Origin of the sequence: Dietzia sp. B19 (assembly GCF_014145155.1) — a bacterium.
Taxonomy (GTDB): Bacteria; Actinomycetota; Actinomycetes; order Mycobacteriales; family Mycobacteriaceae; genus Dietzia; species Dietzia natronolimnaea.
In genome coordinates, this window is sequence record NZ_JAALED010000291.1 from 1 (window position 1) to 6515 (window position 6515).

The 6515-nt window shown below is 70.1% G+C and carries 9 protein-coding genes and 1 tRNA gene; 6 read left to right on the top strand and 4 right to left on the bottom strand.

All coding sequences use genetic code 11. The features are described from left to right. Positions 1-655 (top strand): hypothetical protein (locus G6020_RS09055; RefSeq protein WP_206682221.1); only part of this gene is annotated, 655 nt, incomplete at its 5' end. On the opposite strand, the gene G6020_RS09060 is transcribed toward G6020_RS09055, so the two are convergent. The 3 genes from G6020_RS09060 to G6020_RS09070 form a co-directional block, all read right to left on the bottom strand. Beyond that, on the bottom strand, positions 648-2105 hold the full coding sequence (locus tag G6020_RS09060; protein ID WP_182610389.1) for a trehalose-6-phosphate synthase: 1458 nt from the start codon (positions 2103-2105) through the stop codon (positions 648-650). The genes G6020_RS09055 and G6020_RS09060 overlap by 8 nt on opposite strands. A 31-nt stretch (positions 2106-2136) precedes the next feature. Further along, entirely contained in the window at positions 2137-2325 is a 189-nt protein-coding gene (locus G6020_RS09065) for a hypothetical protein (protein WP_107748799.1), read from the bottom strand. A 69-nt stretch (positions 2326-2394) separates the two neighbouring features. After that, entirely contained in the window at positions 2395-3777 is a 1383-nt protein-coding gene (locus G6020_RS09070) for a threonine/serine exporter family protein (protein ID WP_182610390.1), read from the bottom strand. Positions 3778-3867: 90 nt separating this feature from the next. On the opposite strand from G6020_RS09070, the gene G6020_RS09075 reads away from it, so the two are divergent. The 3 genes from G6020_RS09075 to G6020_RS09085 all read left to right on the top strand — a co-directional run bounded on the left by G6020_RS09075 (position 3868) and on the right by G6020_RS09085 (position 4869). Beyond that, positions 3868-3940, top strand: a tRNA-Thr gene (locus G6020_RS09075). Positions 3941-4032: 92 nt separating this feature from the next. Continuing rightward, positions 4033-4458: a nuclear transport factor 2 family protein gene (locus tag G6020_RS09080; RefSeq protein ID WP_182610391.1), complete on the top strand. Its 426-nt coding sequence runs from the start codon at positions 4033-4035 to the stop codon at positions 4456-4458. A 3-nt stretch (positions 4459-4461) separates the two neighbouring features. Continuing rightward, positions 4462-4869 carry a nuclear transport factor 2 family protein gene (locus tag G6020_RS09085; RefSeq protein WP_304814125.1) on the top strand — a complete coding sequence of 136 codons (408 nt, stop codon included), beginning with the start codon at positions 4462-4464 and terminating at the stop codon, positions 4867-4869. A 52-nt stretch (positions 4870-4921) separates the two neighbouring features. On the opposite strand, the gene G6020_RS09090 is transcribed toward G6020_RS09085, so the two are convergent. Continuing rightward, a complete protein-coding gene (locus G6020_RS09090) occupies positions 4922-5350 on the bottom strand; it encodes an HIT family protein (protein WP_182610392.1) in 429 nt (142 codons plus the stop codon). A gap of 127 nt (positions 5351-5477) precedes the next feature. On the opposite strand from G6020_RS09090, the gene G6020_RS09095 reads away from it, so the two are divergent. Further along, the gene (locus G6020_RS09095; protein ID WP_182610393.1) at positions 5478-6182 is read left to right on the top strand and encodes a TetR/AcrR family transcriptional regulator; all 705 of its coding nucleotides are present in this window, start codon (positions 5478-5480) and stop codon (positions 6180-6182) included. Positions 6183-6253: 71 nt separating this feature from the next. Further along, the coding region (locus tag G6020_RS09100; protein WP_347238341.1) for a phosphoribosylamine--glycine ligase N-terminal domain-containing protein at positions 6254-6515 on the top strand (262 nt) is incomplete at its 3' end.

Consider the following 6515-nt stretch of genomic DNA (forward strand, 5'->3'; position numbering starts at 1 on the left):
GCCCCGCGGCGAGGCCACTGCTCCCGGGACCGCGCCCACCCCGTCCCGCGACGCCGACTCGATGCCGCCTTCACGGTCGGGTCCGACCCCGACGGCCGGCTCCGGGCAGAGCACTCCTCGCCGGGCCACCACGACCGAACCGATGGACCCGGTCCGGCGACGCCGACTGATGGCGGCCCTGGCCGTGGCCTCGGTCATCCTGCTCGTGTTCTCCGGGATCGCCGTCTGGCGCTATCTCGAGGCCCGGGACGCCACGGCCGTCGAACAGCAGGTGGCCTCGGCCCCCACGCAGGCCACCGACGCGGCGCGCGAGATCGTCACGCAGATGTTCACCTACGATCACCGCACGGTCGACTCGGAACTCGCGGCGGTGCGGGAGCGACTCACCGAGCCGGCACTGACCGAGTTCGTCGACCAGTCCATGCCGACCGTGGCCTCGGCGGCCAAGCAGCAGGAGGCCAGTGTCTACGCGACCGTGGCCGCCGCCGCGCCGCAGGAGGTCGTGGACGCGGATAACGTGACGGTGCTGGTAATGCTCAACCGGATGGTCTCGACCAAGGAAGCGCCCGAGGCGGCCAGCTCGGCGTCGAGGCTCAGCATCCAGATGGTCCGGGTGGACGGGGTGTGGAAGCTGGGCGAACTCAACGCTATGTGACGGGGGGGTCGGACGTCGCGTCGAGGGTCTCGAAGAACCGTCGTGCCCACGCGTGGACATCGTTGCCCAACACCTGTCGGCGCAGCGCCCGCATGCGACGACGCCGGTCGTCCTTCGACTCGGTGACGGCCGCCATGATGGCGTCCTTGACCCCCTCCAGGTCATGCGGATTGCACAGGTACGCCTGCCGGAGTTCGGCGGCGGCGCCGGCGAACTCGCTCAGCACCAGCGCGCCCTCGCCATCGGTGCAGGAGGCCACGTACTCCTTGGCCACGAGGTTCATCCCGTCCCGCACGGGGGTGACCAGCATGACGTCGGCGGCCACGTAGAACGCCGTGAGCTCGGACTTGGGGACGGGGCGGTGGATGTACGTCACCACGGGGTGCCCGATCTCGCCGAAACTGCCGTTGATCCGGCCCACGGACTCCTCGATCCGCGAGCGCATGATCTGGTACTGCTCGACCCTCTCGCGGCTCGGGGTGGCGAGTTGGAGCAGGGTGACGTCGGCGGTCTCGAGTCTCCCCTCCTCGAACAACTCCTCCAGCGCGCGGAGCCGGACGTCGATCCCCTTGGTGTAGTCGAGGCGGTCGACGCCCAGCAACAGGATCTCTGGTGAGCCGAGTTCGGTACGCAGGCGTTCCGCGCGGGCGCGGGTGTCGCGGTCGCGGGCGGCGGCGTCGATGGCGGCCGAGTCGATCGAGATGGGGAACGCCCCCACCCGGACCCTGCGGTCGTCCACGCGGATCTCGGACGCCCGACCCCGGGTCGAACGCAGCCGAACGGAGGGGTGGCCGCCGAGTCGGTTGGCGAGGATCCGGAAGTTGTCGGCTCCGCCGGGCAGGTGGAAGCCCACGAGATCGGCCCCGAGCATCCCGTCGACGATCTCCGTGCGCCACGGCAGCTGCATGAACAACTCGACGGGGGGGAACGGGATGTGGAGGAAGAACCCGATGGTCAGGTCGGGGCGCATCTCACGTAGCAGGCGGGGGACCAGCAGGAGTTGGTAGTCCTGCACCCAGACCGTGGCGTCGGTGGCGGCGGCCGCGGCGGTGGCCTCGGCGAACCGGCGGTTGATCGCGACGTAGGCGTTCCACCATTCGCGGTGGTACTCGGGGGGGACCACCACGTCGTGGAACAGCGGCCACAGCGTGCCGTTGGAGAACCCCTCGTAGTAGAGCCCGACATCCTCGGCGGACAGTGTGACCGAGTGCAGCCGGATGCCGTCGGCGTCGAAGGGCTCGGGGGCGGCGTCCGCCACGCCGGGCCAACCCACCCAGGCGCCGTGGTTGGCCTTGAGGATGGACTCCAGGGCCGTCACCAGCCCACCGGGGCTGGCCTTCCAGTGTTCCCGGCCGTCCTTGTCACGGACGAGGTCGACGGGTAGCCGATTGGCGACGACGACGAAGTCCGCACCGGCGTCCGGCGGCGTCTGCTCGGTCGCGCGCGTCATCCCCGTCCCTTCCGTGATCGCTGTGATGCGGCTAGTCGACGTCGGCAGGGTCGACCTTCTCGGGGCCGATCCCGAGCATCTCGAGCAGCATCAGGCACTCGTCGGCGTCTGCGGCGTACGAGGCCACGATCCTCTGGGCCTGATATGCGGTCTCGTCGGCGACGGGCTCGAGGTCGACGTCGAGCTCGGGCTCCTTGCTGGCCGCTGCGGCGGATGCCATGTGTGTCCTCCCGTGGTCGGTATGGGACGCAGGGCCCGTGTAGGCTCAGGCGTCCGACGTCATCTTACGTCACTGGTCGGCGGCGGCGGACCTGCGCAGATTACGCGTGACCCATTCGCCGAACACGATGCCGGCCGCCAGGGCCACCGCGATCGCCAGGGCCTGGAACATCAGTCCCACACCGATACCGGTCTGGTCACTGGTGAGGGCCGACAGTCCCCGATAGACGGACAGCCCGGGCAGGAGCGGTGTGATCCCCGCGATGGTCACGATCAGTGGCGGGACGGTCGCGATACGGGCGAGGATGCCGCCGAACAACCCCATCGCACAGGCCGCGAGCGCGGAACCCACCACCACGCCCAGCCCGGTCGTCGTGACCACCTGGAAGATGACCATCCCGATCGCCCCGACCGCCGCGGCGAGCCACGTCGCACGCACGGTGGCGTAACTGGCCACCGCGAAGCCGGCGGCCCCGACCCCCGCCGCGAAGACGGCGAGATACAGGGGCGCGTTGCCGGAGATGGTCGGGTCGATGGGGGGCGGGGACATGCCCAGCCGCGCGAACACCGCCAGGGCGATCGTGATGCCGCCGAGAACCCCTCCGGTGAGGATCATCGTCTCCACGCCGCGGCCGGCCGACGTCACGGGGAACCCGGTGATGGCGTCCTCGATCGCGCCGACGAGCGTGAGCCCCGCGAGGAGCACGATGATTCCCGCGGCGACGAGTGTGGATGGCTGGATGTCCACGAAGTTGTCGCTCAGGAACACGTAGGCCAACAGCGCCCAGGCGGCCGCGATGAACCCCCCGACGATCTGCTGGAAGAACTTCGGGAGGCGGTGGCCGTCCAGATAGCGGTTGGCGTACATCAGCGCGAACGTCGACACCATGGACAGGAGTCCGGCGAGCGGGCTGCCACCCAGTTGGATGACGACCGCGCAACCGAGCATCGCCCACCCCAGGACCGCGACCCGGAACGAGTGGGGGTGCGGGGAGGCGATGATCTGCTCGACCTCCGCCGTGGCCTGCTCGACGGTCAGTTGGCGCCGCACGATGAGGTCGGTGAGCCGGGCGACACGGGTCACCCGGGTCATGTCGATCGTGCGGTAGTTGACCACCCGGATGACGGAGATCGGCGGGCGACCACGTCGGCGGTTCACGCCGATGGTCAACGAGGTGAAGGTGACCTCGACGGTGGCGCCCGGCAGGCCGAACGCCGCCGCGACCGATTCCCCCTGGGCGACGGTGTCCGCCGCGCCCTCGCCGGAGGACAGGAGGATGCCGGCGATCTCGAGGGCGAGGTTCAGGACGTCGGTGACGGCGCCGTCGTCGTCCAGGTCGACCGGTGCCATCGGGGACAGGGGCGGCTCGACCGCCAGGTCCATCGTCGACTTGCGCAGACCCAGCCACGCCAGGGGGCGGGTGAACGGTGCGGGTGCGTCGCGGATCTCCACGTGGACACCGTAGTCAAGACCGCGGCGGTCGAGAGCGCGGCCCGGGGTCCGGTTAGGATGTGACCCGGACCCCGGCCGTGCCGGAGCCGTGCTGGAGTGGCGCAATTGGTAGCGCACCCGACTTGTAATCGGGCGGTTGCGAGTTCAAGTCTCGTCTCCAGCTCTCACCCGCCGCCCGGTGGAGCCGGGAGTGCACGCCACGCACGCGGGCGGTATACGTTTAGTTTTCTCAGGTTTCTGGGTAGGATGTGACAGGTGTTCAGCGACGGCGACGGCGAGGGCTCCGGAGACGTGGACGGGGGCGTGGACGCTGAGTCCACCCGGCGGATCGCCGAGGCGTGGATGCGCGCCGTCACCTCATGTGACGTGGACGCCGCGCTGGCCCTTTCCTCGCCGTCGATCGTCTACTCCAACGGCGGCCACCTCCGTCTCTACGAGGGGCACGACGGAGTGCGTGACATCATCGAGGATGTCGCCCGTATGTCCGGGTTCCTCGACGTGGCCGTCCTGTCGGTGGTGGCGCAAGCGGGGACCGTTGCCCTCCGGCGACTCGAGACCTACACCCTGCCCGAGGGCGGCGTGGAGATCCCGGCACTGGCCTTCGTCGATGTCGCGGACGGTGTGGTCACGCGCTGGGAGGACTACAAGGACTTGCGCACGCTGAACGCGATCGCGGAGTAGACGGTGAACGGGGGCGGTCCGGTGGACCGGGAGGAGCATCAAGTCGACGCCGCCGCGGTGGTCAGGGCGCTCGTCGAAGCCAGGTTCCGGGGGGATGTGACCACGACGACCGCTCTGTGCACGCCCGACATCGTGTTGCGGATCGAGGGGTCTCATGAGGCGCGCGGGCGAGAGGGAGTGGCGCACCTGATGGAGTTCAACCGAGAGGTCGCCACAAACGTGCGTGTCGAGATTCACCGGGTCATGGCATCGGGTGACACCGTCGCGATGAGCAGGACCATGTTCCTCACCATCAACGGGCAGGCCGTCGAGCTCAGCGCGGGCGCGTTCTTCACGTTGCGCGACGGCCTGGTGCGGGAATGGAGTGACTACCTGGACATGAGCGAGGTGGCGCGCGCGCTCGGGCACTGAGCCGGTCACCCGCCCGACCCGACCACCGGGGCGGCGAGTCGGGGTGGGCCGGTCAGTCCCCGGGAACGAACTCGTCGTGGCCGAGTTCCCGCAGAGCGCGACGGATCGTCGCGGCCGCCGCGTCCGACTCCTCCGCCGGGGCGTCGGGGTCCGCGCGGGACAGGTCGAAGCCGGACATGTCGTCGGCGGGGAAGACGTGGATGTGGGTGTGTGGGACCTCGAACCCCGCGATCAGATAGCCGGCCCGTGACGCCCCGAAACCCTCGACGACGGCCTCGCCGACCGCCTGGGCGACCTCGTTGAGCCGCGCCCACAGCCGGGGGTCGAGGTCGGTCCAGCGGTCGATCTCCTCTCGCGGGACGATGAGGGTGTGGCCGGCCGCGACGGGCGCGATCGTGAGGAAGGCGACCACCTCGAGGTCCTCCCAGACGAACCTGCCCGGCAGCTCACCGGAGATGATCTTGCTGAAAACGGTCGACATGCTCCCAGCCTACGTACCCGGGGCGGCCGGTTGCCGCTGATGCGCGGTGGCTCGTGGTGTAATGAGGGGTACGCCACCCGGACAACGAGCGGCGAACGGTCCTTAGAGGATGGCGGAGGGACGGCAGATGATCGAGGCAACGGCACCGACGGCAGACGACACCGTCAAGAAGAAGTCCTACCACCACGGTGACCTGCGGAACGCGATCATCCACGAGGCCACCACGCGGGCGCGGTCCTCGGGGGAGAAGGCGATCGTGCTGCGGGAGATCGCGCCGGTCGTCGGGGTGTCGGCCACCGCCGCCTACCGGCACTTCACCAACCGGCAGCAGCTGGTCGAGGAGGTCTCGGCCCGCGGGTTCGCCGCGATGGGTGAGCGTGTCGCCCTCCCGGGGGTCACCGGCGCGGAGTCGGCCCCGGGGCTCGCGGCCTACCTGGACCTCCGCAACGCGGGGATCGCGATCGTGGAGTTCACTGTCGCGGAGCCCGCCTGGGCGCGGATGATGGTCGAGACTCTCGGGGAGTCGTCGACGGTCGCGTTCGCGGCCTCGGACGTCGCCGAGATCATGCAGCAGATCGTCGACCGCGGGATCGCCGCGGGGATCTTCCGTTCGGGGACGAGGATCAGGGACCAGCGCGTCCTGTGGGCGGGGATCGACGGCCTCTGTTCGCACGCGATGTTCGGGCTCAAGCCGATGGGGACCCCGGAGGCGGACCACGCGACGGCGCGCACGCTCGATCTCTGCATGACGGACATGCTCACCGCGGAGGGGCTGCGGGTCCGCGACGAGGCCACGTTGCCGGACGGGATCGCGACCGACCTGCCGAGCTGAGGTCCACCCGACGACGCCTGCACCGGCCGTGCCGGGTCACGTCGCCCGGGGGCGCGACTACTGTGGTCGCTGTGCGAATTCTCGTGATCGGTTCCGGTGCCCGTGAGCACGCCATCCTCGTCGCCCTCGCCGCGGATCCCGCGGTGACGGAGCTCCACGCCGCGCCGGGCAACCCCGGCATGGTGCAGGCCACGTGTCACGACGCGTCGGTGACGGATCCCTCGGCGGTCTCCGCGTTGGCGCGGCGGCTCGAGGTGGACCTGGTCGTCATCGGCCCCGAGGTGCCGCTGGTGGCGGGGGTGGCCGATGCCCTTCGCGCGGCCGGCGTCCCGG

Excerpts from the sequence above, each read along its gene's own strand:
- G6020_RS09060 (WP_182610389.1), bottom strand. The coding sequence starts at position 2,105 with ATGACGCGCGCGACCGAGCAGACGCCGCCGGACGCCGGTGCGGACTTC.
- G6020_RS09065 (WP_107748799.1), bottom strand. The coding sequence starts at position 2,325 with ATGGCATCCGCCGCAGCGGCCAGCAAGGAGCCCGAGCTCGACGTCGAC.
- G6020_RS09090 (WP_182610392.1), bottom strand. The coding sequence starts at position 5,350 with ATGTCGACCGTTTTCAGCAAGATCATCTCCGGTGAGCTGCCGGGCAGG.
- G6020_RS09095 (WP_182610393.1), top strand. The coding sequence starts at position 5,478 with ATGATCGAGGCAACGGCACCGACGGCAGACGACACCGTCAAGAAGAAG.